Source organism: Cribrihabitans pelagius (assembly GCF_048820915.1).
Classification (GTDB): Bacteria; Pseudomonadota; Alphaproteobacteria; order Rhodobacterales; family Rhodobacteraceae; genus Cribrihabitans_A; species Cribrihabitans_A pelagius.
The window spans coordinates 60,643-83,253 of record NZ_JBMERR010000010.1 but is presented as its reverse complement, the minus strand read 5'-3'; the positions used below and the strand labels follow the sequence as shown (position 1 = coordinate 83,253).

The following is a 22,611-nucleotide window of genomic DNA, read 5'->3' as shown; positions in this document are numbered from 1 at the left end:
AGGGCGGGAGGACGGGAACGGCATGACGGGCAGCGATCTTCTGAACCGGCGGCTGGATCTGGTGCGGCCGCTCCTCGGCGCCGGTGTAGCGCTGGCCGGCGCCGACCCGCTGGCCGCGCCGCCTGCACCCTTTGCCGAGGAAGCCGCGGGCCTTTCCCCCCGGTCGGTGGACAAGCGGCGCAAAGAGTTTGCCGCGGGCCGCGCCGCCGCGCATCATGCGATGCGCGCGCTTGGCCGCGATCCTGCGCCGGTGGCGGTGGGCGGGGACCGCGCCCCCATCTGGCCCGCGGGGCTCGTGGGCTCGATCACCCACACCCGGAGCTGCGCGATGGCAGTGCTGGCGGAGGCAGGCGAAGTGCTGGGTCTTGGCATCGACATCGAAGAGGATCTGCCCCTGAAGGATGATCTCTTGCCCGCGATCTGCTCTGCCCGCGAACAGGCCTGGCTGCGGCGGCAGACGGACCCGGGGCGCATGGCCAAGGTGATCTTCTCGGCCAAGGAAGCGGCCTACAAATGCCAATACACGCTGAGCCGCGCCTATTACGGCTTTGACGGGATGGAATTGGAGTTCGACCTTGCCGCAAACGCCTACCGGGCGATCTTCACCGCCCCGCGCCCGCCTTTCGAGCAGGGTGAGGCGATCGCCGGGCGCTTTGTCCTCGGCGAGGGGCTGATCGTCACCACGGCAGACCTCAGGGGGCGGCGATGATGGGGCGGCGCAGCTTTCTGGCGCTGGCCGCGTTGTTGCCTTTGGCGGCGCGGGCGGCGGATGTGCCGGTGCCTCCGCTCTCCCCACCGGACCGGCCGCTCACAGTCTTCCACCTCGGCCACTCCCTGGTGGGGCCGGACATGCCGCATATGCTGGCGCAACTGGCCCCCGAGGGGCACAGCTACAATAGCCAGCTGGGCTCGGGCACGACGCTCCGGGCGCATTGGGAGCCGGAGGAGGAGATCCTTGATTTCGAGACCGCCAACCGCCCGCCTGCCTACCGCGGCGGGCGCGAGGCGGTGGGTTCGGGCGACTATGACGCCTTGGTGCTGACCGAGATGGTCGAGCTGCGGGATGCGCTCCGCTACTTTGGTGGCGCGAAGTACTTCCGCAAATGGGCCGCGCTTGCGCGGCAGGCCTCGCCGCGGACGCGCATCTTCCTCTACGAGACCTGGCACCACCTGGATGATCCGGCGGGCTGGGAGGCGCGCATCGCGGAGGATTTGGAGCGCCTGTGGCTGGGCCGCCTCGCAGGCTCCGACAGCCGCCGTAACCCGCGCCGCCCGGCCTATCTGATCCCCGGCGGGCAGGTGCTGGCGGCGGTGACCCGCGCCGCCGGGACGGGCCGGATAGACGGGCTGGCCAGCCGCGAGGACCTGTTTGCCCGCACGCCCGCAGGAGAGCTCGACACCATCCACATCAACGATCTTGGCGCATATGTGGTGGCGCTGACGCATTACGCGGTGCTCTACCAGCGCGCGCCGCTTGGGCTGCCGCACCGGCTGAGCCGCGCGGACGGCAGCCCGGCGGCGGCCTTCTCCGCCCCTGCGGCGGCAGCGGTGCAGCGCATCGTTTGGGACACCGTGCGCGCCCTGCCCCGTACCGGCCTCGCCAGCCCGGAGGGTGCGGGATGAGCCTCGGCGCGCTGCTCACCTCGGTGGTGATGATCGGCCATTCGCTGATCGGGCCGGATAACCCGCAGATGCTGGAGCAGCTGCTGGACAGCCGCGGGGAGGCCTCGGTGGAGGCGCAGATCATCAACGGCGCGCCGCTCGGCTACAACTGGCAGCACGCGGGCCGGGCCGAGGGCATAAATGCCCGCGAACGCCTTACCCGTCCGGCCGATGCGGTAATCCTGACCGAGGCGGTGCCGCTTGCCAGCCACCTGCAGTGGAGCGACACCGAAGGCGCGCTGACCCGGTTCTACAAGCTGGCCCGCAGCGCCAGCCCGGAGGTGCAGGTCTACTTCCAGGAGACCTGGCACAGCCTCGACAGCGGCACCGGGGCGGAGGTGCCATACGACGAGGGCGCAGGCACCCCCTGGCGGCAGCGGCTGTTGGAGGATCACGGCCGCTGGCAAGGGGTGGTGGACAGCGTCAACGCCAAAACCGGCGGCGATATCCGCCTGCTGCCCGCGGGCCAGGCCATGGCGCGGCTGGATGATGCCATTCAGGCTGGCACGGTGCCGGGGCTCGGCAGCATCCGCGATGTCTTTGCCGATGACATCCACCCCAATGCGCTTGGCTACTACTTCCTGTCGCTGATGCAATTTGCGGTGCTGACCGGCGAGGACCCGGCCGGGCTGCCGCATCGCTTGAGCAACCGCTGGGGCAAACGCTACCCGGCGCCCTCGCCCGCCCTGGCCGCGCGGCTGCAGGAGATTGCGGGCGCTTCCGCCGCTTCGAGTGACTCTGCCATGGCAAAACCGCGCTTGGTCCAGGCCAAGGCCCAGGGCATCGCGCAGGCGCGCGCCCTGCCGCCCGACCCGCCGCCCCTGCCGCGGGATCCGGGGCTTGCTCCGCTCAACGCCGACCTCTTGCCCGAGCCCGCCCCGGTCCCGGACACCCCGCCGCGCCAGGCGGTGGCGATCAACCTCGCGGCCATCGCGGATTGGAGCACCCAGGCGCCTTTTCTTGACCATTTCAAAACCGCGCGGCCCTGGATCGGCCACCTGCCCCGGCGCTGGGGCGGCACTGGCCACGGCGAGCTGGCCGCGGCCGGCTATCTCGATGCCGATGGCTGGCCCACCGCGATTCCGCCGGAGCTGGGCTCGATCGGCACGGTGATCCTGACCGACCTGCCGGAGGAGGCGGTTTCGCTTGCGGGGCGCTACGTGCTGCGGTTCGAGGGCAGCGGCATCGTCGAGGTCTCGGGCCGTGCCCGCAACATCCGGTATGGCAAGCATGAGGTGCGGTTTGACTTCACCCCCGGCCCCGGCCCGGTGGAGATCCGCATCCAGCGCACAGGCAGCGGGGGCGCGGGCAGCGCCGGTCACATCCGCAACATCACCGTGGTGAAGGAGGAGCATCTGGCCGCTTATCAGAGCGGCGCGCGGTTCAATCCGCTCTGGCTCAAGCGGCTTGAGGGCTTCGCGGCGCTGCGCTTTATGGACTGGATGGCCACCAACGACTCGGATCAGACCGGCTGGGAGGACCGGCCGCGGGTCTCCGACTACACCTGGGCGCGCAGCGGCGTGCCGGCCGAGGTCATGGTCGCGCTGGCTAACCGGCTGAAAGCGGACGCCTGGTTCAACATGCCCCATATGGCGGATGACACCTACGTGCGCAAATTCGCGGAGCTGGCGGCCGGGAGGCTCGATGCCGGGCGGCGCGCCTATGTGGAATATTCCAACGAGGTCTGGAACTGGCAGTTCCAGCAAGCCGCCTGGGCCGACGCGCAGGCCCGCGCCCGCTGGGGCGGCGGCGACGGACTGTGGATGCAGTTCTACGGCGGCCGCGCGGCCGAGGTGGCGCAGATCTGGGCCCGTGTGTTCGGGAAGGACAGCGGGCGGCTGGTGCGGGTGATCTCCTCGCAGACCGGCTGGCTGGGACTGGAGGACCAGGTGTTGAAGGCGCCGCTCTGGGTTGCGGAAGAACCCGGGCGGCAGCCGCCTGCGGCCTCCTTCGATGCCTATGCGGTGACCGGCTATTTCGGCGGCATCCTGGGCACGGAGGAGAACGCGCCCCTGACCCGGTCCTGGATCGCGGAGAGCCGGGCGCAGGCGGAAGCGGTCGCGGCTGAGAAGGGCCTGCGCGGCGCGGCGGCGGAGGCATTCGCGGCAGCGCATCAATACGATGCCGCCGTGGCGCTGGCGGCAAGCGAGCTGCGCGACGGGCTGGCCACCGGCGCCGGGGGCGGCACCTTGCAGGACCTGTTGGGCCGGCTGCTGCCCTACCACGCGGAAGTGGCGCAGCGGCATGGGCTCGACCTCATCATATATGAGGGCGGCAGCCACGTGGTGGGCATCGGCCCGATAGTGGAGGATGCGGCGCTCACCGGTTTTTTCAGCCATCTCAACTACTCGCGCGAGATGGGCACGCTCTACCGGGCGCTGCTGGCGGGCTGGGCGGAGCTGGGCGGGCAGCTCTTCACTGCCTATGCCGATGTGGGCGTGCCCGGCAAATGGGGCAGCTGGGGCAGCCTCCGGACGCTCAGCGACGACAACCCGCGCTGGGATGCGCTGGAGGCGGTGAAGTGAGCCCGGCCACCGCGGCGGGGGAGGACGCCCCCGCGGTCACGGTGCTGATCCCCGCCTGCAACGAGGAAGCCTGCATCGGGACTTGCCTTGCGGCGCTGTTTGCATCCGATCCGCTGCCCGGGGGCGCGGCTGCGGAAGCGCTGGTGCTGGCCAATGGCTGCACGGACGCGACCGCTGCCGTGGCCCGCAGCGCGGTGCAGCCTGCAGGCTGGCAGCTGCGGGTGCTGGAGCAGGCAGAAGGCGGCAAGCTCAAGGCGCTGAATGCGGGCGACCGGGTGGCGCGCGGCAAGGTGCTCATCTATCTGGATGCGGATGTGCAGGTGGAGCCGGCGCTCATTGCCCAGATTGCCGCTGCGCTGGCGGATGGCACGCCGCGCTATGCCAGCGGCCGCCCCGTGGTGGCGCCGGCGCGCAGCGCGGTGACCCGGGCCTACGCCCGGGCCTGGAGCCGCCTGCCCTTCTTTGCCCAGCCGGCACCCGGCTTTGGCCTGTTTGCAATGACCCGCAGCGGCCGCGCGCGCTGGGGGGACTGGCCGGAGATCATCTCGGATGACACCTTTGCGCGGCTGCACTTCCGCGCGCACGAGCGGCTGGAGGTTCCCGCCCGCTACAGCTGGCCGCTGGTGGAGGGGATGCGCAACCTGGTGCGGGTGCGGCGGCGGCAGGACAGGGGCGTGGCGGAGATCGCAGCGCGCTTCCCGGGCCTTCTTGCCAACGACAGCAAAGCGCGCGCCCGGCCCGCGGCGCTGGCGAGGCGGCTGGCGGCGGATCCGGCGGCTAGCCTGGTCTACATACTGGTGGCGCTGGCTGTGAAATCGTCGCTCTTTGCCTCAAGCGAACCCTGGACCCGCGGCCGCTGACAGGCGCACCCGGATATCGTCGAATAACGCTGCGCCAGGCCAGCGGCGCGCTCCCGCGCCCGCGGGCTCCCCCGGCTCCGCCGGCCCATCCCTGGCGGCCTTGGGCCTGGCCCGGCGCCCAGCGCCGGGCCAGGCCCAACGGGAGCGGCGCATCCCTTGGGATGCGGCAGCGACGGGCGGGAGGGCGCCGGTTTTCCCGGTGGAACGGGCGCGGCCAGGGGCGCCTTGCAACGGTTCAGCCGGCGCGGGCGCGGAACAGGGCGGCGAGTTTTGCGGCTTCAGAGGTGATGCTGTGGCGCTCAATCACCCGGGCACGGCCTCTGCGGGCCATGTCCTCCAGTGCCGCGGCGGGCGTCTGGGACAGCTCCAGCATGGCCGCCGCCAGCGCCTCCGCATCGCCCGCGGCCACCAGCCAGCCGGTCTTGCCCGGCTGCACCAGCTCTGGCGTGCCTGCAACAAAAGTCGCGATCACCGGGCGCGCGGCGGCCATCGCCTCCATCACCGCAACCGGCAGGCCTTCGGCAAAGGAGGGCATCACCAGCGCATGGGCGCGGGCGAGTTCGGCCCGCACCTGTGCCTCCGGCAGCCAGCCGGTGAGGGTGACATGCGCCTGCAGCCCCGCCTCGGCAATGGCCGCCTCCAGATCGCCGCGCATTGGCCCGTCTCCGATCAGCGCCAGATGCGCCTGCGGAACGGATCGCACCAGCTTTGCCATCGCGCGGATCAGCACCATCTGTCCCTTCTGCTCCACGAAGCGGCCAATCGAGGCGAGCCGCAACGCCCCCCCGGGCAGCGGCTCGGGCGTGGCAAAGCGCGAAGGCTCGATGCCGCAATGAACGATCTTGAGCCGGTCCCAATCGGCAAACGCCGCCCAGCGGCTGAGCTGGCTGCGGCCGAAGCTGCTGACCGCGACAGTGAAGGCGGCGCGGCGGATCTTCTCGCCGAGCGACAGCGCGCGGGGGGCGTCGAATTCCTCCGGCCCGTGCACGGTGAAACTGTAGGAAGGCCCGCCCAGCGCCGCGGCCAGCATCGCCACCGCGGCCGCGTTGGTGCCGAAATGGGCGTGCATGTGCTGCACGCCTTCGCGGGCGCAGCGCTGCTGCACATGGGCGGCTTCACCGAGGTAGACGAGATGACGCATGAGGCCGCGCTCAGAGGTGCGCGCGAGGCGCACGGTCAGCCGCAGGGCACTCACAAAGCGGCGGGGCGAGGCCAGCGCAGCACAGGCAAGAGCGGCGAACAGCCGCCAGGGGCCGGCTGCAAGCACGTATTCGGTGCGCGCGGCTTCTGCGCGGTCGCCGGGATCGGCCAGCGGCTCCTCCGCGGGACGCATCGCAAGGCGCAGGATCGCCAGACCTTCCGCCTCCAGCGCCAGCAGCTCGCGGCGGATGAAGCTATGCGAGGGCTGCGGGTAAGTGTTGAGGACATAGGCAATTTTCAAGGCACGGTGATCCATCGGGAAAGCAGCAATGGCGGCAGGTTAGCGTGCGCCGGGGCGCTTGCCCAGCCGCGCGAAGGCAGCGCCGCCCCACTGCGGACAATGCCGCCTCAGGAGCGGCATTGTTGCGCCAGTGTATCCACCGCAGGCCGCACCAGCCGCCACTCCCCGGGGCTTGATTGACGGCCCTGCCCCGTCACCCTAGCCTCGCGCCAAGCAACGGGCAGAGGCAGGGCCATGCAGCGGGCAGCGAGGCTATTTTTGGACGGCGAGGGGCTGATGGCGCGGGTGCTGCGCTCGGCCTCCTGGCTGGTGATCGGATATGGCGGCAGCCAGGCGCTGCGGCTGGCCTCCAACCTGATCCTGACGCGCATCCTGTTCCCCGAGGCCTTTGGCCTGATGGCGCTGGTCACGGTGGTGACGGTGGGGCTGTCGCTGTTCTCGGACGTGGGGATCGGGCCGTCGATTGCCCAGAACAGGCGTGGCGACGATCCGGACTTTCTGAACACCGCCTGGACCTTGCAGGTGATCCGCGGCTTTGGTCTCTGGGCGCTGACGGTGCTGCTGGCCTGGCCTGCCGCGCAGTTCTATGGCGCGCCGGATCTGATGGTCTACCTGCCGGTTGCCGGCGCCGGGCTGGCAATCGCGGGGTTCAACCCAACCCGGATCGAAACCGCACACCGGCATCTGCTGGCGGGGCGCGTCACCGTGCTGGAACTGGCCGCGCAGGCCATCGGGCTGGCAGCGATGGTGGCCGTGGCACTGGCAACCCGCTCGGTCATGGCGCTGGTGCTGGGCGGGGTGATCCAGGCGGCGGCGAAGCTTGCGCTCTGCCACTACGGGCTGCCCGGGATACGCAACCGCCTGCGCTGGGAAAACGCGGCGGCGCGGGAGCTGGTGCATTTCGGCAAGTGGATCTTCCTCTCGACCGCCTTCTGGTTCCTGACCTCACAGGGGGACCGGGCGATCCTGGGCAAATTCGTCGCCCTCGAGGTGCTGGGGATCTACAACATCGGCTATTTCCTGGCGAGCTTTCCGATGCTGCTGGGCCATGCGGTGAACCAGCGGCTGATGATCCCGGTCTACCGCGACCGGCCCGCACGGGCGGCGCCCGGCAACCTGCGCCGCCAAAGGCAGCTGCGGGCGGGACTGACGGGCGGCATTCTGGCGTTGCTGCTGGCGATGGCCTGGGGCGGGCCGTGGCTGGTGGAGCTGCTCTACGATGACCGCTACCGGCAGGCCGGGCCGGTGATCGTGCTGATCGCGCTGGCGCTGGCGCCGGCGGTGATCACCATGACCTATGACCAGGCGGCGCTGGCGGCGGGCGACAGCCGGGGGTTCTTTGTCTTCTCCGCCGCGCGGGCCGTGTTGCAGACGGGGCTGTTTCTGACAGGGGTTGCGCTGTTCGGGCTGGCGGGCGGGATCGTGGCATTGGGGCTGGCGATGCTGGTGGCCTATCCTGTGCTGGTGCACCTTGCGCGGCGGCATCACGTCTGGGACCCGCTGCATGATGCGGGCTATGCGGTGGTCACGCTGCTTGCGGGAGGCTCCGCGCTGGGGTGGCACTGGACAGAGGTTGCCCGGATGGCGGCGGCGCTGAGCGCGCCTTGAGGGGGCCCTGAGACCAAATCGGACCGGCCTTGTTCAACCCGGCGCAAGGTGGTCCGGCCTGCCAGCCGGGCACTGCCGCCCGCGATGGAAGTTCAAGTTCTAGGCGCGGCGCCGGAACAGCCCCCGGCGCGGCGGGCTGGTGTCCATCACCGGGATCGAAACAACCGGCGCCAGGCCCGTCTCGCGCTCCATCTGCGCCGCCGTGCGCAGCACCGGCCGGCGGAGATCCAGGAGAAACGCCGCCAGCAGCGCCAGCAGCAGGCTCGCCGCCGCCCCCATCAGCGCTTTCTTCTTGCGGGCGGTGGTCACCGGGTAGTCGGGCAGCGGCGCCGGTTCGATCACGGTGAGCCGCTCGGACTGGCGCGCGCTCTCCAGCCTGAAGCCGACCTCTGCCTCGTTGCGGCGCGCGGTCATCTGGCCGAGCTCGTTCTGCAATTGCATCAGCCGCCGGTCATAGGCGCCCAGCTGGCGCTCCACCTCGGGAGTGGTCTCCAGCGAGGCTTCGAGCCCGGACTTGCGCCCGGTCAGCAGCGCCTCCTGCGCCGCCAGCGTCTCCAGCTGCTGAGCGTACTCGGCCTGCATCCGCCGCGCGGTGGCGGGGCGCTCCTTTGTCTGGGCCTGATCTGCGGCGCGCTGGATCTCGATACGCTCGCGGGCGATCTCCATCAGGCCTTCGTTCATCGCGGCGATCTCGGCGCGGCGGAATTCGATGGTGCCGGGCAGGGTCACGTCGTTCTGGTTGCGGTAGGCGGCGATCTCATCCTCGAGCGCGGCGATTTCCTGGGCGAGCGCGGCTTCTTTTTCGGTGAAGAAGCTCAGCGTTTCGCGGGCCTGGCTGATCCGCGACTGCACGCTAAGCTCAATCGTGCGGCGGCCGAATTCGCTGGCAACCTGCTGCGCGGCCAGTGCCGACGGCTGGCGGGCGGTGATGGTCAGTACCGAGATGGTGCCGTCATCGGCAAAGCCCTCGCGCGCGGCGGCAAGCCCGGTGATGGTGACGGAGTCGCGCAGGCGGGCCACCTTCTGCGATGGCGTAAGAGCTTCCTGATCCGCGTAAAGGCCGAATTTCCCGATGATTTCCAGCACCGTGCCACGCGCCATCAAGCGCTGCTCGATCAGTTGCATGCGCCGGGCCGAGGAGCCTTCGACGGTGGATTTCGCCAGCCCGTCGGCAATCTGCGGCTGGGTGATTTGAAGCACCTCGGACGTCTCATAGGAGTGCGGCTGGCGCGCCGCGGCCCAGAGCGAGAACAGGCAGCCGGCAAAAAACACCGCAAAGACGGTGAAGGCGCGGCGGCGCAGCATGTCCAGAAAATCGCCCAGTGAGTATATCGGCCCCATCGTATCGGTCTCTGTTCCGCTGTGTTGCCGTCCCTGCCCCAACGTCCGGCACTGGCACGGCTGTCCCGTTCAGCCATTCCATATCATGCGGGCAAAACTATGACAGCGGCACGGCGGCGGCTGTCAGCCCATCGGCCCCGCGGCCCGGCGGGCCCGGTTCAGGGCCACACCCAGCAGCTGGGTGTGGCCAGCCAGCATCTTCTCGCAGGCCGCCAGCTCGGCCGCGGTGGTGCTGGTGCCGTCCGAGATCAGCAGCACCGCGTCGACCTGCGGCAGGAAGGCCGCGACATCGTCATGCTCCAGCACCGGCGGCAGGTCGAACAGCGCCACATCGGCGCGGCTGCGCTCGATCAGCCTGTCAAGGGTGGCGGCGCAGGCGCTGTCGTGCAGAATTTCGGCCGCGTCCAGCCCGGGGTGGCTGTTGAGCCCGGCGGCGAGCCCCGGCAGCGGGCGGCGCAAATGGGCCTCGGCAGCGGTGCGGCCGGCCAGAAAGGCAGCCTGGTCCCAGCCTTGGGCCTCCCGCCCCTCCGGTGCGATGCCCAGCGCCGCGGCCAGGCCGGGGCGGCGGAAGTTCATGTCCATCAGCAGGGTGCGGCTGCCCGGCACCCGTGCGAGGCTGAGCGCGAGGTTCACGGCCGAAAAGGTGGTGCCGCAGCCCGCCTTGGGGGCGGTGACCGCCACCCGCTGCCAGCCGCGCGCCTTCAGCGTGTGCAAGAGCCGGGTGCGCAGAAGGTCAAAGGCCTTGGCGGCGGGGTCCTGGCGGAACCGGCTGACCAGCGGCAGGCGCGGGCCGCCCTGTGAACCGCCGCCGGGCGCCACGGCCGATGCGGCATGGGGAATCCGCTCCCAGAGTTCGGGCAGGGGCGCGGGCAGCTTCGGCTCCGCCGCCGATGCAGCGGCGGCAGGATGTGCGGAAGGGGCAGGCCCGGACCGGGCGGCCGGGAGAGCGGCAGCTGCGGATTCGCCGCGAGGCCTTTCGGCCGGCGCGGGCCGGCCGCGGCGGCGGAAGGCTTTGAAGCCATGGTCTGTCATGCTCCCTCCTTCCCCCGTCCGCAGGCGCTGTGCTGCTGGCGCGGCAGGTGCCGGTCTCTGCATCATGAACACTCTCCCTCTCCTACCACAGTGGGCTGCCGCCCTCCAGCAGCCGCAGCCGGGCACGCCTTGAGCGGTTAATATCCCGTGCCCTTCAGCACGACGCCGAAGGTGCGCCCGATCAGCGCCAGATCACCGCCAAGCGACAGCCCGCGGCGGTATTCCGCATCGGCCCAGGCGCGGCTGGCAAAGCTGCTTTCGTTGCGGGCCGAGACCTGCCACAGGCCGGTGATCCCCGGCTGCAGCGCAAGGTAGGCGCGCGCGTCGCCATAAAGCGGCAGCTGGCAGGGCATCATCGGGCGCGGCCCGACCAGGCTCATCTCGCCGGTGACGACGTTCCACAGCTGCGGCAGCTCGTCCAGCGAGGTCACCCGCAACAGCCGGCCGACCGGGGTGATGCGGGGATCGTTCTTCAGTTTTTGGGTGCTGTCCCATTCCGCCCTGAGCGCCGGGTCGCGGTCGAGCCAGGCCTGCAGCTGCGTATCGGCGTCGCGCACCATCGTGCGCAGCTTCAGGATTCGGAAGACGCGGCCGCCGCGGCCCAGACGCTGCTGCGTATAGAAGGGTCTCCCGCCCTCCAGCCAGAGCGCCGCGGCGCAAACCAGGATCAGCGGCAGCGCCAGCGGCAGGCTGAGCAGCACCAGCAAAAGGTCGAACATCCGCTTGCCGCCCGCGCAATAGCCGCCCGCGGAAGGCGCAAGGCTCTCCCCGGCACCGGGTGGCAGCGCAAGAGCGGCCCGGACATCCGGTGCCGCCACCGGCCGCAGCGGGACCTGCCTGCCAGGCTGCGCCGCACTGCCGGACCACTCCAGCCGCGCCGCTGCGCGCGCCATCGCCAGCCCCGGCTCACCGGGAACCATCTGTGTCATTTCACTACCCCCGATCCCAGCCACAACACGGCTGGATATCCGCCCCCCCGGGCGGATGCCTCAATTTCACATCACTGGTCCCGGGCCAGCAGAGTCCGGGTCAGTCCAATCAGGTTGTCAGGCTCAAGACCGGCCGCACCCCAATGCGGACCGCCTGCGTCTTCACCGGGCTGCGGCACAATGCCCGCAGCCGCACCTCGCGGCGCTTCGCTCAATTTAGGACAAATTTAGGAAAAATGGTGTAAAAACCTGAATGCTGGCTGAAAAAACGCATGATCCCGATACTTCGCGCCGATTCCCGGAAACACTGCCGCGGTGCGGCTGCATATTGTTTCCGCCCGGCGCGCGCAATGGCCAAAGAATCAGGCAGGTGCCGCGGCGCCGGCCGCTCTGCCGCTGCCGGTGCCGCCTCCGGAAGCGGTGCCCGAACCGCTCCCTGAGCCGTTTGCTGAACCGCTCCCTGAACTGCCGGCCTCGTCCGCATCTTCGCCTGAGTGCAGCGCCGCACGGTACTGGCCCGGGCTGCGGCCGGTCCAGCGCTTGAAGGCATCGTTGAAACTGCCCAGTCCGGCATAGCCGAGCAGAAAGGCAATCCCCGCCAGCCCCAGGCTGCTGTCGCGCAGATACCGCAAGGCGAGCGATTTGCGCAACTCCTCGACGATGGTGAAATAGCTGGTGCCCAAGAGCGCCAGCTTGCGGGAGAGGCTGCGCGGGCTCATCCCCAGATCGGCGGCCACCGCGGCCAGCGTGACCGGCCCGTCGGAGAGCCGCGCCGCCACTGCCCGCTCCACCTGGCTGCGCAGCCCTGCGGCGGGCGGCAGGCGGCTGGCCAGGATCTGGTCGCCATAGGTGCACAGCACCTGCTCCAGCATGGCATCCGCGGTCGCCAGCGGCCGGGCCAGGTCGGCGAGGCTGAAAACCATGCGGCTGGAGCTGGCGCCAAAGCGCACCGGGGCGCCGAACCAGGCGGAAATTTCGCTGGCGCCGCGGACTCTTGGGTGGGCAAACTGCGCCGCGCGCGGGGCAATCTGCGCCTGCGCCGCGCTGCGCAGCCCGGCGAGCAGTGCGGCGGCCAGGCACTCGGCATAGTGCCGCCCGGCGGCACCGGAGGCGGCGGTGCAGCGCCAGGCAAAGATGCCGTCCTGCCACAGTTGCGCCGTGTCGGGCTCCAGTGCGTCGCTCAGCACGCCTGCGTAGCGGCCGATGGCCTCCAGGAAGGCGCCGGCGGTGGGGGCGCTGCGCGCGATGTAACCCAGAAGCCCGGCGCTGCGCAGGTCTGTCCCGCAGCCGAGGCGGAAGCCGAACAACCGGTCGCCGCTCAACTCTGCCGCGTGCTCGAAGAAGGCCGCGATGGTGGCAAAATCGGCAGCGGGCGCTTCCTGCCCGGCAAGCGCGGGACCGAAGCCGGTGCCTTCGAAGACCGCGGCGGGCGCATGGCCCTCTGCCAGCAGCCTGCGGGCGGCCTGCTGGGCAAAGACTGCGTTGCTGGGTGCCGGAATGCCGTGCATCTCATCGGATCCTTCTGCCGCCGTTTGGAGCGGGCCTGGCCGGGGACCGGCCGCGGGCTTTGGGGCGCGGCGGGCGAACGTCCGGGCAGCCGGGGCCGCCGGCGTATCCAGTTTGGCGGTGTTTCCGCGCCCGGCCGCCGCCCTGCCTGCTCCGCAGGTTGCAACCGGAGGGGAGCGCCGTCCTTAATACTATGGAATGATACTGCGGAATGCGCCGGGATGCAGTCAGCCGCTTTTCAATTCCAGACATATTTACGGCATCTGCACGCCGTCCGCGCCCGGTTTCCGCCGAACATCTGTTCTTTTTCGCATCCCTGCGCGTGCCTCCAGCTCCGCCCCGGCGCGCCGCTTGCCGGCGGCGGCATTCGCCGCCATAACCGGCGCAGCATGCGAAACAGGCCCGGCCTTGCCGCCAAAGGAGGAGACATGCCCGCAGACAGCCCCCGCCCCGAGTGGATCGCCGCCAGCCTCGACGGCCAGGCACTCACCCTGTGGCCGATGCAGGGCAGCCGCGCCGGTGCGCCGATGCAGCGCCGGCTGGCAGATCCCGGCCCCGCGGCCCTTGCGGCCGAAGTGCAGGCAGCGCTGGCAGATCTGCCCGGCGGCCGCACCGCGCCGCTCCTCCTCAGCGGCGGCGGGCTGGTGCCGCCGCGCGCCGTGCCCGCCGCGCCCGGAGACCTGGAACCCGTGGCCTGTGAGCTGGAGGGGATACGGCTGCATGCGCTCCCCGGTCTCAGCCAGAGCACGCCGGGCGGGCTGATGCAGGGTGCGGAAACCCGGCTGGCCGGTTTCTTTGCCCTGAACCCGGAGTGGGATGGCGCCGTCTGCCTGCCCGGGGCGGTGAGTCACTGGGTGCAGGCGAGCGCGCGTGAGGCGGTGAGCTTCCAGAGCGCCCTGACCGCGGCGCTGGCGCAGGCGGCGCTGATGCAAGCCGGGCTGCCGGAGGATGCCGCCTGGGACCGTGCGGCACTGCAGGAAGCGGCGGCCGACGGGATCGCCAAACCCGAGATGCTGGCTGCCCGGCTGGCGGCAGCGCAGGCGGATCTGGCGCTGGGGCGGCTGCCGGCCGCGAATGCGGCGGGGCGGATCTGGGGTCTGCTGCTGGGTGCCGAGCTGGCGGCGGCGAAGCCCTATTGGCTGGGCCAGAACGCGGCGCTGATCGCGGCGGGGCCGCTGCAGCCGCTTTATGCCACAGCGCTTGAGGCGCAGGGGCTGCCCTTCACCGTGGCGGAGCCTGAACCCCTGGCGCTGGAAGGGCTGATACGCGCTTGGGCACGGCTTCAGGACAAGAACGGAGCGGAGGCGCCCGCTGCGGGTCGGCTGCACTGAGGATTGCGTGCGCGGTATCCGGCTCAGAGCCGCTCGGGGCAGGTGCGCCCTTCGACGGAATGGCTCCCGTCCGTTGCGGCGGTATCGAAGATACCTTGCGCTCGTCGGGCCGGGCGCCGCGCTGACGCGCGGCGGGGCATCCCGTCTGCCGCAGCGGCCGCGGATGGGGCCGAAAGGGATCGAACGGCCCGGAGTGACAGGCAGGAGCAAAGAAAGGAAGACCGGCTGGCTGCGCCAAGACATTCTTCTGCGAATGGCCCGCTGAGGCTTGACCGCTGGAGGTACCCGGCCCGGGCCGGGTACCTCCCCGGGCTGACCGGCGGGTACCTCCGTTCCGGATTGTCCGGAAATCGCGCGCGTTGGCGCGCAGGCTCCCGCCCGCAGCGGCGGTATCAAAGACACCCCGCACCCGCCGGACCGGGCGCCGCGCTGCCGCGCGGCGGGACCCATCGCCTGCGGCAGCGGTCTCGGGCTGGACAGAGGGACGGCAAAAAGGCCCGCTAGCCGGCGTTCTTCCATGTATCGACCGGTGAAGGGGCGGAGCCGCGGAGCAATGCGGCTTCCGGACGTGCTGCCGGGCCTCAGCCGTCCGGGCACGTCTGGCGGGCGCTTGCCTCCCGGTTCAGACCCAAGCTGGGCGTTCCGCGGTATTGGCAATGATGGGATGTCCCGGCGCTCAAACCAAATCGTCTTTGAGGGTCGGGCCTGGGCCAAACCCGGGCCAGCAAAGGGGCAGCTGCTCCATAGCGGCAGCGAACCTGCCAGCCTGCGGCGGAGCCGGCACACGCCGGTTGCAATTACGCCCGCGCCGCGCGTCAGCGCGGCGCCCGGCCCAACGGGCACAGGTCTCTTGTCAAAGAGGCCGAAGCCGGGCGGGAGCCTGCCGCCCAGTATTCTGCCCATTTCCCAGCATCGTGGCGGCAGCTGCTGGCAAGCCTTGGACATGCGGGCGCACAGCTTCCGCCTTTTCTCAGGACCGGCCGGCCCTGTGGCGCTGGCCCTGGGCGGGCGGGGTTTCGGGCGGGCCCGCGAAACATTGGGCGATCTGCATCCAGGCCGCCGCATTAGCGCCGCGCACTTCCAGCCCGGTGTCGGCCAGGCTGCGCACTTGGGTCACCACCTGGGCAAATTCCACCGCCGGCCCCCGCACGCAGTTGCCGGGCTGCGGCGCATTCCACTGCCAGACTTCACCGCCAGGGCCGGTGAGCTCCACGAAAGGCGCAGGCTCCGGCACGGCCCGGCCGCGGTTTCTAAAGCTCCAGCCGTAAGTCGACACGCCCAGGTGCGCGATGTTGCGGATGCGCCGATGCGCCGCCCGCTCCAGCCCGAGCAGGTCGAAGACCTCCTGCCCGTGCGCCCAGGTCTCCATCTGCCGGGCGGTGATCGAGCTGAGCGCACTCATCTCAGGGCCAACCCACTTCACCCGCGTCTTGGGATCGGCACCGGCATAGGCGTCGGCGCAGCGCTCGGCGCCCCTTGCCCAGGCGTCATACAGAGCCCGGCCGCTCAGCCCGTCGAGCCAGGGGAACTGGCACGCGAGGATGGATTTGCCCGCCCGCATGTCCCTCAGCACGGGCGCAATGAAGGCATCGAAGGTTTGAGGTCCTGCCAGCGCAGCCTCGGCGGCGGCGTTGAACAGGTGCAGGTGGCCCAGCACGTGGTCGATGGTCCAGCCCTTGAACAAAGTCTCGCGGTGGAACGCCTCCTCCGGCAGGTCCGCCAGAACGGCGGCGAGAGCGCGGCTTTCGGCGCGGAAATCTTCGGCTTGCAACATGGCGCGTCTCCTCCTGCCCCGGATGTTTGCCGGCACGATAGGCCGCCCTCGCCCGCGGCAAAAGCCGGACGGGGCGTCACGGCGCGAACCCGGGCGGTCAGCCCTCGGCGATGGCCTGGAAGGCGCGGCCCGCTGCCTCGAAATTGCGCCTGAGCGGCGCGGTGAGGCGGGACTGGTCGGCGTAGTAGGCCCCCACCTTGCAAAGCTGCACGGCAAATTCCGGATGCACCCCGGCATCATCCAGCCGCCGCACCCGCTCCTTGCTGAGCCAGCCGCGGCTTTTCACCTCCTTCTGGATCAGCTTCAGCCGCTGCACGCAATGCAGCGCGGTATAGACCGAGAGGTACTCCAGATAAGCGCCGATGTCATGGCCGCAGCCGGAATCGAATTCCGAGATCATCACATCGGCCATCTTGTCAGGGGCGATGGGCCAGGTCTCGTCCCCGATCAGCCAGGCAAAATCCTCGGCGCCGTGGCGCAGGCCCGCATACTCGAAATCGAACCAGCGCAGGTAGCCGTCATCGCCGATCGCCGCATTGCCCGCGCGGCAGTCCCATTTGAGGAACTGCACGCCGGGGTATTCCATGCGTTCGGCCACCGCAGGGAAGTCGAAGCTGTCGGGGATGCCCATGGAATAGGGCTGCAAGGCATCGACGGAGCCGACGAAGTTGCGGACCCAGCCCCGGTTGGCGCCCAGATGCGGCAGTATGGCGGCAAGCCCGGTCTGCCGCGCCGCCGCCTGGATGCGGAAGATCGCAGCCACCGACTCGGCTGCAAGTTCGAGCTGGTCCGATTCCGGGTGGGCGATGATCTCGCTGCTGAGGCGGGTTGCGCCGGTGTCGGACTGGAACAGCACGTCGTCCTGCACGCCCAGCACCTGGGGGATGTCGTCGCAATGGGGGGCGAGCTGCTCCAGCACGTAGGCTTCCAGATGGGTGCGGCGGAAGTTGCGGCGCAGCGTGGCGATTACCGTGCGGTCCGCGAAATGCAGCCGCAGCGAGGAGCGCGCGGTGCCGCCGGGGGCGCTGATCTCCAGCGGCTCCTCGCCCAGCACCGCTTGGGCGGCGGCGGCGATGTAGCTGCTGCGTTTCGCAAAATTTCCGTCGGCCATGCGCTGTCCCCCTAGCCATGTAGCGCCGCCGCCCCCGCGGCGGAAGCGGCGCACCCCGGTCAGGCGATAGCGCCGAATCCGGGCGGATTTCGGGACAAATTGAGGCAGGCCGGGCGACTCGCGCGCCCGATTCGCCCCGCAGGAGCGGCCACCGCCCGCCGCGCCTGCGCGATCGGGCGACAATCCCGGCGCGGCGCGCGGCTTTGTTTCCTCCGCCCAGGGGATATCGGAAAAATGCGGTTAAAATGCGGTTAAAAATCGGCCTGCAATTCCCTCCCGCTTACACTCGTCAAACGGTGCCGTGCGGGCCTTGGCTCTCGCGGCGCATTTTATTGGCGAATGTGATTTCGGGGGGCAGGCTATGGGCCGGGGACATTATTCAACCGCAAACTGGGGGCGCGCGCAGTGGGGCGGCCGTGACGCCTGCGGCGGCAAGAGCTACCACGACGGCGGTGTCGGCGGCGGCGGGTTCGGGCGCTGGTACGACAGCCATTTGTCCGGCCGCTATGGATGGCAGGCCAAGGGCCGCAAGCATTGGCAGGAAGAGGACGGTCAGGACGGGGAAGATGGCTCCGGCGGCACCAAGGGGACCGGGGGCAGTAGAGGCTCCGGCGGCACCAAGGGTTCTGGCGGGACCGGGGGCTCGGGAGGCTCCGGCGGGACCAAAGGATCTGGCGGGACCAAGGGGTCCGGCGGCACCAAGGGCGGCTGCGGCGGCAAGGGCGATGGCGGCAAGGTCCACTGGTGGCACCGCGAGGAAGACGACTGGCGCGGCACTGGCGGCTCCGGCACCGGAGGATCCGGGACGGGCGGTTCGGGTACGGGCGGTTCAGGGACGGGCGGCTGCGGCGGTTCGGGCGGCACCAGAGGGTCCGGCACCGGCGGGTCCGGCACCGGCGGGTCGGGCGCCGGCGGCGGCACCACCGGCGGCGATGGCGGCGGAGACGGCGGCAGCGACGGCAAGACCTCGGTCACCTTCGAGATCGGCGGCGGCACGGAACCTTCTGTCACCATGGAGGTGCTGCAAACCCCGCAAGGGCAGCTGTTCATCAAAATGGAGCCCACCTCCTGGGAAGGCGAGGTCGCGGATATCGACGGGCTGTTCTTCAACATGACCGATGATGCCAGCATCGAGGGTCTGAACTTCTTTCCCGATGAAAACGCCCTGCCCGTCACCGGCCATGCGGCACACGCCAATGCGGTCAATGCGCTGGATACCGGCACCACCGTGCCCGGCGCCTTTGACGGCATGGTGCAGTTCGGCCAGGTGCCGGACAGCACCGATGGCACCGTGACCAATGCCAATTTCACCCTGTGGTCTGACAACGGGCCGCTGACGCTCGACGATATCGACCTCAACAGCATGTCGCTGGTTGTCAGCAACGCGGACGGCTCGCAGCAGGTGCTGGAAGGCGGCTACGATCCCAATGTGGCGGCCAGCGGCCTGGCGAGCTATGCCAATGGCGGGGTCGGCGGCGAGGGGCTGGAGGGCTGGTATGACAACACCCTGGCCGGCCACTTTCCCGGCGGCGGCAGCGAGGCGGAGCCGGAGACCGGCGACATCCTCGCCCTGATGACCCAGCCGGTGGGCGGCACCGGACCGTGCAGCGCCGGGTCGGAGGGGATGGAAGAGGCTTATGAGATGGCCTGACGCCGGAGCATTTGGACAGGCAGGGTGCGAGGTATTTCCCGAGCCCCGTGCCGGTGCGCGCCGCTGAAAAAGCGAACGTTCCGGCGGCAAAGCAAAGCCGCGCGCCGACGGCGCGCGGGGGCGATCCAACGGCTATGACTGGCACTTCATCCCCGCCAAGTCCGTATGCCCTGACGAAGGACTGCCAAGCCGCACCCAATTTGCCGCCGCGTAGTGGCGCGCCGGCGATGCGCGGCGGCCGGGCGGTCTTGTTCCGCGCGGGAAAAAGTCAGAACCGAGCACCGGGCCGTGCAGGTCGGCCTGCGCCGCCTCAACCCTCGCTGTAGATCACCACGGTTTCGGGGCGCACGCCGTCGTGTTTCATCGCCTCGGCGCCCGCCTCGCTCTGCAGCACCTTCTCGAAAGCGGCCATGTCGTCCACCTGCATCGACACCGCGACGCGGTGCGGGTCGTCCGGGTGCACGAAGGTCTGGATGTCGCGGGCGATACCTGCAAAGACCTCCGCGCGTTTTGGCGAGGCGAGCCAGTGGGCCTGGTCCTCGACCTCATGGGTTGCAATGAGTTTGGGCATGCCGTGTCCTCCTCTGGCAGGGCAGACAGAGGGCGATGTAGCGCCGCCGCAGGAGACAGCAATAGCCGCTCAGATGACGGCGCCGCGCCGCTCGAAGCTCAGGGCAGCGGGCCGGTCTTGAACAGGCGGATCTTCAAGCCGCCATGAGCCACCGGCGCACCAAGCGGCAGGAACGGCAGGCCGGTGGCCCGCGCCAGGCCGGTGTCGGAGGTCACAATGCCGACGCGCCAGCCGGAGAAGCGCTCCTTCAGCACCGCGCCAAGGCTGCCGTAGAGCGCAAACAGCAGCTTCTTGTTGCCAATCCGCGCGCCATAGGGCGGGTTCACGATCACCAGGCCGGGCGGGCCGGCGGGCGGGGTCAGATCGCTGACCGCGCGCTGCAGGAAGCGGGTCTGTTCCGCAACGCCTGCGCGCTCGGCATTGGCCGCGGCCATCTCCACCGCGCCCGCGTTGCGGTCGGAGCCGTGAAACAGCAGGTCCGTTTCCCGCGCGCTGTTCCCGCTGCGCAACTGCTGCCAGGCATCGGCATCGAAGGTCGCGAGCTGCTCGAAGGCAAAGGCGCGGCTGCGGCCGGGGAGAAGGCCGCGGGCGATCTCTGCCGCCTCGATCACGAAGGTACCGGAGCCGCACATCGGGTCCACCACCGGTTCGTGGCCGGCATAGCCGCAGTCGCGCAGGAACATCGCCGCAAGGGTTTCGCGCATCGGGGCCTTGCCGACGGCGGACTTGTGGCCGCGCTTGTGCAGCCCCTCGCCCGAGGTATCGGCGCTGAACACGCACAAGTTGTCCTCGATGCGCAGCTTTACGGTGAGTTCGGCGTCCTTCGAAATGGGCGCGCCGAGGCTCTCGGCAATTGCCGTCTCCACCCGCTGCTGGGCGGCGCCGGCGTGGTAGATCTTGGACTTCTTGTTGGTGCTGACCTCGACCTTCAGCGGCACATCGGCGCGCAGCACGTCGCCCCATGGGAACTTGCGCGCCCGCTTGTCGAGCTGGGCCAGGTGGAAGGCGCGGAATTCACCGATCCGCGCCAGCACCCGGGCCGCGCCGCGCAAGGTGAGGTTGGCGCGCCAGACCTCGCTCCAGCCGCCCTGCACCACCACGCCGCCGGGCACCGCGCGGGCACCGGCAAACCCCTGCTCCTGTGCCTCCGTCAGAAGGGCCTGCTCCAGCCCCGGCGCCACGGTCAGGAAAATCTCGAAATCATTCTGGTCATTCATGCCGCTCCCCATAGCGGCAAAGCCCGCCCCCGGCGACCGTTTTCTGCGGCAGCACACCGCAGGAGACCGGCGGAAAGCTGCCGCAGGGTCACCCGGAAATGCTGCGCTGCGGCGTCAGATTGCGCCTTCGGCTGACGCGACGGAACGAAAATTTAACCATTAAAAACAGCATATTGGAATATACTAAAAAATTAGTTTGACAACATAAACGGCAATATGGAACCTCTATAACCGTCAGATGCACAAACTGCGCTTCTGGCTTTACAGACTTTTAGGGAGGAAAAGATGCGTAAGTATCTTTTGTCCGCAGCCGCCGTTTGCGCCGTGGTTGCGGGTTCTATGGCTTATGCCGATGAAACGGCGGCCAAGAAGTGGATTGATAACGAATTCCAGCCATCCGCGCTGAACAAGGACGAACAGCTGTCCGAGATGCAGTGGTTCATCAAGGCGGCGGAACCTTTCAACGGCATGGAGATCAACGTGCTGTCCGAGGGCATTCCCACGCACAGCTATGAATCCGAAGTGCTGACCAAGGCATTTGAGGAAATCACCGGCATTAAGGTGAACCACCAGATCCTGGGCGAGGGCGAGGTCGTTCAGGCCGTGCAGACCCAGATGCAGACCAAGCGGAATCTCTATGACGCCTATGTCAACGATTCCGACCTGATCGGCACCCACTCGCGCCTGCAGCTCGCCTACAACCTGAGCGACATGATGGACGGCGACTTCAAGGACGTGACCAACCCCGGTCTCGACCTCGACGACTTCATGGGCACCCAGTTCACCACCGGCCCGGATGGCGACCTGTACCAGCTGCCCGACCAGCAGTTCGCGAACCTCTACTGGTTCCGCAAGGACTGGTTCGACCGCGAAGACCTGCAGGCCGCCTTCAAGGAGAAGTACGGCTACGACCTGGGCGTTCCGGTCAACTGGTCGGCCTATGAGGACATCGCCGAGTTCTTCTCGAAAGACGTGAAGGAAATCGACGGCACCGCGATCTACGGCCACATGGATTACGGCAAGCGCGCGCCGGACCTCGGCTGGCGCATGACCGACGCCTGGCTGTCGATGGCCGGTGCCGGCTCCAAAGGCGAGCCAAACGGCGTGCCGATCGACGAATGGGGCATCCGGATGGAGGAAGGCTCCTGCAACCCGGCGGGCGCCAGCGTCACCCGCGGCGGTGCCGCCAACGGCCCGGCAGCGGTCTATGCGATCCGCAAGTGGGACGAATGGCTGCGCAAATACGCGCCTCCGGGTGCTGCGTCTTATGACTTTTACCAGTCGCTGCCCGCCCTGGCGCAGGGCAACGTGGCGCAGCAGATCTTCTGGTACACCGCCTTCACCGCCGACATGGTGAAACCGCAGTCCGAAGGCAACAACACCGTCGACGCAGAGGGCAACCCGCTGTGGCGGATGGCGCCCAGCCCGCATGGCCCCTACTGGGAAGAAGGCCAGAAGGTTGGCTATCAGGACGTGGGCTCCTGGACTTTCCTCAAGTCCACCCCGCTGGACCGTGCACAGGCAGCCTGGCTCTATGCCCAGTTCGTGGTGTCCAAGACCGTGGACGTGAAGAAATCGCATGTCGGCCTGACCTTCATCCGCGACTCTTCGGTCAACCACGAAAGCTTCACCGAGCGCGCGCCCAAACTGGGCGGCCTGGTCGAGTTCTACCGCTCGCCCGACCGTGTGGCATGGTCGCCGACCGGCGTGAACGTGCCTGACTATCCGAAACTGGCCCAGATCTGGTGGCAGCAGATCGGTGACGTCAACTCCGGCGCCTTCACCCCGCAGGAAGCGATGGACCGTCTGGCCGAGGAAATGGACATCACCATGGCCCGTATGCAGCGCGCAGACGAGCAGGCGAATGTCTATGGCGGCTGCGGCCCGCGCCTGAACGAAGAGAAGGACGCGGACTGGTGGTTCGCCAACGGCGGCGCCAAGCCGAAGCTGGAGAACGAGAAGCCGGAAGGCCAGACCGTCAACTATGACGAGCTGGTTGCCCGCTGGGCCACCAACTAAGCCCCTCCTCCCGGTCCGGCCGCCCAGGCTGAC

Annotated in this window: 17 protein-coding genes; 8 read left to right on the top strand and 9 right to left on the bottom strand. The window is 69.2% G+C overall.

Features of this window, described 5'->3' with window-relative positions:
- Window positions 1–22 precede the first annotated feature (22 nt).
- The 4 genes from ACOHX0_RS10835 to ACOHX0_RS10820 are packed head-to-tail and all read left to right on the top strand — an operon-like array spanning window position 23 to window position 5,047.
- The gene (locus ACOHX0_RS10835) at window positions 23–709 is read left to right on the top strand and encodes a 4'-phosphopantetheinyl transferase family protein (protein WP_420676698.1); all 687 of its coding nucleotides are present in this window, start codon (window positions 23–25) and stop codon (window positions 707–709) included.
- Complete coding sequence (locus ACOHX0_RS10830; RefSeq protein ID WP_420676697.1) at window positions 706–1,623, top strand: hypothetical protein; 918 nt, start codon at window positions 706–708, stop codon at window positions 1,621–1,623. Before ACOHX0_RS10835 ends, ACOHX0_RS10830 begins: the two co-directional genes overlap by 4 nt.
- Window positions 1,620–4,187, top strand: coding sequence for a hypothetical protein (locus ACOHX0_RS10825; RefSeq protein ID WP_420676696.1), 2,568 nt, complete (start codon window positions 1,620–1,622; stop codon window positions 4,185–4,187). The genes ACOHX0_RS10830 and ACOHX0_RS10825 overlap by 4 nt, the downstream gene beginning before the upstream one ends.
- Window positions 4,184–5,047, top strand: coding sequence for a glycosyltransferase family 2 protein (locus ACOHX0_RS10820; RefSeq protein ID WP_420676695.1), 864 nt, complete (start codon window positions 4,184–4,186; stop codon window positions 5,045–5,047). The genes ACOHX0_RS10825 and ACOHX0_RS10820 overlap by 4 nt, the downstream gene beginning before the upstream one ends.
- 235 nt (window positions 5,048–5,282) lie before the next feature.
- Here the strand turns inward: ACOHX0_RS10820 and ACOHX0_RS10815 are convergent, their stop codons facing one another.
- Complete coding sequence (locus ACOHX0_RS10815; RefSeq protein WP_420676694.1) at window positions 5,283–6,488, bottom strand: glycosyltransferase family 4 protein; 1,206 nt, start codon at window positions 6,486–6,488, stop codon at window positions 5,283–5,285.
- 234 nt (window positions 6,489–6,722) lie between these two features.
- Between ACOHX0_RS10815 and ACOHX0_RS10810 the strand changes: the two genes are divergently transcribed.
- Window positions 6,723–8,096 (top strand): oligosaccharide flippase family protein, encoded by a 1,374-nt coding sequence (locus ACOHX0_RS10810; protein WP_420676693.1) that lies wholly within the window; start codon window positions 6,723–6,725, stop codon window positions 8,094–8,096.
- Between the two features lie 99 nt (window positions 8,097–8,195).
- Here the strand turns inward: ACOHX0_RS10810 and ACOHX0_RS10805 are convergent, their stop codons facing one another.
- From ACOHX0_RS10805 to ACOHX0_RS10790, 4 genes are all read right to left on the bottom strand, one after another.
- Window positions 8,196–9,437, bottom strand: a complete 1,242-nt coding sequence (locus ACOHX0_RS10805) for a GumC domain-containing protein (RefSeq protein WP_420676692.1) — start codon at window positions 9,435–9,437, stop codon at window positions 8,196–8,198.
- 123 nt (window positions 9,438–9,560) lie between these two features.
- Entirely contained in the window at window positions 9,561–10,469 is a 909-nt protein-coding gene (locus ACOHX0_RS10800) for a P-loop NTPase family protein (protein WP_420676691.1), read from the bottom strand.
- A 137-nt stretch (window positions 10,470–10,606) separates the two neighbouring features.
- Complete coding sequence (locus tag ACOHX0_RS10795) at window positions 10,607–11,398, bottom strand: sugar transferase (protein ID WP_420676690.1); 792 nt, start codon at window positions 11,396–11,398, stop codon at window positions 10,607–10,609.
- Between the two features lie 362 nt (window positions 11,399–11,760).
- Window positions 11,761–12,906 (bottom strand): AraC family transcriptional regulator, encoded by a 1,146-nt coding sequence (locus tag ACOHX0_RS10790; RefSeq protein ID WP_420676689.1) that lies wholly within the window; start codon window positions 12,904–12,906, stop codon window positions 11,761–11,763.
- 426 nt (window positions 12,907–13,332) lie between these two features.
- On the opposite strand from ACOHX0_RS10790, the gene ACOHX0_RS10785 reads away from it, so the two are divergent.
- Window positions 13,333–14,235, top strand: coding sequence for a 2-dehydro-3-deoxygalactonokinase (locus tag ACOHX0_RS10785; RefSeq protein WP_420676688.1), 903 nt, complete (start codon window positions 13,333–13,335; stop codon window positions 14,233–14,235).
- Between the two features lie 970 nt (window positions 14,236–15,205).
- Here ACOHX0_RS10785 and ACOHX0_RS10780 read toward each other — a convergent pair.
- Window positions 15,206–16,009 (bottom strand): TIGR03084 family metal-binding protein, encoded by an 804-nt coding sequence (locus tag ACOHX0_RS10780; RefSeq protein WP_420676687.1) that lies wholly within the window; start codon window positions 16,007–16,009, stop codon window positions 15,206–15,208.
- A gap of 97 nt (window positions 16,010–16,106) precedes the next feature.
- Window positions 16,107–17,120 (bottom strand): hypothetical protein, encoded by a 1,014-nt coding sequence (locus tag ACOHX0_RS10775; RefSeq protein WP_420676686.1) that lies wholly within the window; start codon window positions 17,118–17,120, stop codon window positions 16,107–16,109.
- A 361-nt stretch (window positions 17,121–17,481) separates the two neighbouring features.
- Here ACOHX0_RS10775 and ACOHX0_RS10770 point away from each other — a divergent pair, with 361 nt between their 5' ends.
- On the top strand, window positions 17,482–18,771 hold the full coding sequence (locus ACOHX0_RS10770) for a hypothetical protein (protein WP_420676685.1): 1,290 nt from the start codon (window positions 17,482–17,484) through the stop codon (window positions 18,769–18,771).
- Window positions 18,772–19,081: 310 nt separating this feature from the next.
- Here ACOHX0_RS10770 and ACOHX0_RS10765 read toward each other — a convergent pair whose 3' ends face one another.
- Both ACOHX0_RS10765 and ACOHX0_RS10760 read right to left on the bottom strand, forming a co-directional pair.
- Window positions 19,082–19,342, bottom strand: coding sequence for a hypothetical protein (locus tag ACOHX0_RS10765; RefSeq protein WP_420676684.1), 261 nt, complete (start codon window positions 19,340–19,342; stop codon window positions 19,082–19,084).
- A 98-nt stretch (window positions 19,343–19,440) separates the two neighbouring features.
- Complete coding sequence (locus ACOHX0_RS10760; RefSeq protein WP_420676683.1) at window positions 19,441–20,559, bottom strand: THUMP domain-containing class I SAM-dependent RNA methyltransferase; 1,119 nt, start codon at window positions 20,557–20,559, stop codon at window positions 19,441–19,443.
- Window positions 20,560–20,844: 285 nt separating this feature from the next.
- Here ACOHX0_RS10760 and ACOHX0_RS10755 point away from each other — a divergent pair, with 285 nt between their 5' ends.
- Complete coding sequence (locus tag ACOHX0_RS10755) at window positions 20,845–22,578, top strand: ABC transporter substrate-binding protein (protein WP_420676682.1); 1,734 nt, start codon at window positions 20,845–20,847, stop codon at window positions 22,576–22,578.
- The last annotated feature ends 33 nt before the right edge of the window (window positions 22,579–22,611 follow it).